Annotated in this window: 3 protein-coding genes; all 3 read left to right on the plus strand. The window is 67.5% G+C overall.

Annotated elements, in window-relative coordinates; translation table 11 throughout:
- Positions 1–192 (plus strand): cold-shock protein (locus tag IJH84_RS08385; RefSeq protein WP_295142346.1); only part of this gene is annotated, 192 nt, incomplete at its 5' end.
- A 340-nt stretch (positions 193–532) separates the two neighbouring features.
- Positions 533–748, plus strand: coding sequence for a hypothetical protein (locus IJH84_RS08390; protein ID WP_295142349.1), 216 nt, complete (start codon positions 533–535; stop codon positions 746–748).
- A gap of 683 nt (positions 749–1,431) precedes the next feature.
- Positions 1,432–1,788: a hypothetical protein gene (locus IJH84_RS08395; protein ID WP_200072793.1), complete on the plus strand. Its 357-nt coding sequence runs from the start codon at positions 1,432–1,434 to the stop codon at positions 1,786–1,788.
- Positions 1,789–2,058: the final 270 nt, after the last annotated feature.

The raw sequence follows: 2,058 nt of genomic DNA on the forward strand, positions 1-2,058 counted from the left end.
ACCGTGAAGTGGTTCAACTCGGAGAAGGGCTTCGGCTTCATCGCCCCTGACGAGGGCGGGCCGGACGTGTTCGTGCACTACTCGGCCATCGACGGCACGGGCTTCCGCACTCTCGAAGAGAACCAGCAGGTGAGCTTCGAGGTCAGCCAGGGCCCCAAGGGCGCCCAGGCGGACCTCGTCCGCGCCATTTGAGGTTGCGCTGTACCCTCCCCGGCTCGCGCGCTGCGCGGGCCGGGGACTGCGGTCCCGTCGGCACCGTTCCCGCATCCGCCTGCTGCGTGCGGTTGAGACGTGTCGATCGGAGTTACCGCAGCAACACCGGCGCCGCCGCGATGCCGCTGCCCCGCAGGGCGCGTGAGCAACCAGCTGGTCGCCACCTGTTGCACATCGGAACTTTTCTTTCCTAGTCGAGCCCAGGCCTGGTGCCACGGGCCGATACTCGGCTCGTCAACGCGCCCTGTGGCCTGCAGCAGCGACGCTTTCCGCGTCGGCGCCAGGCCGTGGGGACCTTCCACCATGCATTGGAGGCCCGGTGCGGGCCATCATCTCTCACCCGATCACGACCACGGCCACGTTCACAGTGGGCGGTGACCTCGCCGGGCCGGAAGTCACCCGGCTGGCCGAGCAGCTCTGGCCGCATCTGCTGACCGCGCCATCGGCCACGCTCGTGGACCTGGCCGCGGCCGCCAGCGTCGATGTCGCTGGGGTCGACCTCTTCGCGTCCGCACGCACCTACGCAATCCACTGAGGACTCGCGCTTCGCCCCGTCAACGCGACGCCCTGCGTGCACAGCGTGCTGCACGCGGCCTTCGGCACCGACTTACTCCCGTCGGCTCCACGCGCTCACTGCGTGGCCCTCTGTCCTGAAAGGACTGACTCATGCCTTCTTCTTCCCCCGTTCACTCCAGCAGCCGGACTCGGAACGGCCCCGCCAGCGTCGATCGGCGCAGCACGCCGCAGCGTCCCGGCGCATGCCCGCCCGCCGGACATGGATCCAGCACGCTGAGGCCCGTCGCTCCCGTCGTGTTCCTCGAACCTGACCGGCCCCGCAGCACCCCGAGCCCTCGTCATCACCGGCAGGCAGACCGGAGCGACGGCACCATGCACCGGCTGCGCACCCCGTTCACCACCGATGATGACCGTGATCGGTGATCGACGGCACCACGTTCGTATCCTGGTGGCATGAGCGGAGCTCTGCCGACGCGCCCATGCTTCGATCAAGCCACGGTTGCGGGCCTGGGTTCGCCTGGCGAGCGCGATCGGGTTCGCCGCCTCCGGGGCCGTGCTCATCGTCCTGGTCCCAGCGGGCGGTCCACCGACAACGGTCGCGGCGGCGGTGTCACCCAACTGGGTGAAAGGACCGAGTGCTCCTGGTCGTAGCGGTCATTTGCGGCACCATGGGGCGTTCAACGCGCGGAGAGGAGAAGCGTCATGAGCGCACCCGCTGAGCACCCGCTTGAGACGCTGTACCACGCCCGCGATGCGCTTGAAGCGGCCGTCAATGCCGTACGCGAGCAGACAACCGCCCAGGTCAGCGACGAGCTGTGCTGCTACGCGGCAGTGGACACCTCGATCCTGTACGAGTTCCGGCACCTCGTGAGCGTGCTGATGACCAAGCTCGACACCAGCCGCCCGGCGGTGTATGCGGCACACGGCGAGATGCACGAGATCATCAACATGTTTGATCAGGTGATCGGGTATATCGAACGGCACCAGCCGACCATCGCCGCTCTACGCAAGACCGACGAAGCCAGGTGGCTCTCCCCGAAGGCCGGGCTACCGCTGTAGAGACATCCTCGCCGCCGGGGTCTGCTGCGTGTAGCGGACGGGGAGCTCGTTGACCCCGTTCAGCCAACCGGAGCGGGAGCCGCTTGGCCTCACGGGCACGGCGGAGGTCCGGGCCCGTGTCGGCGGCGGCTTCGAAGAAGACGCATTGCTGAACATTCGGCTGGCCGGGCGCACGGCTGAGCTCATCCAACAAGAAGTTCAGCGATGATGGGCCTCCCTAGGCGTTGTATTTGTTCCATTTGCTGGCAGTGCGAAATCCGCCAGGTTCCG

It is taken from the genome of Saccharopolyspora sp. (assembly GCF_017434145.1).
Lineage (GTDB): Bacteria > Actinomycetota > Actinomycetes > Mycobacteriales > Pseudonocardiaceae > Saccharopolyspora_C > Saccharopolyspora_C galaxeae.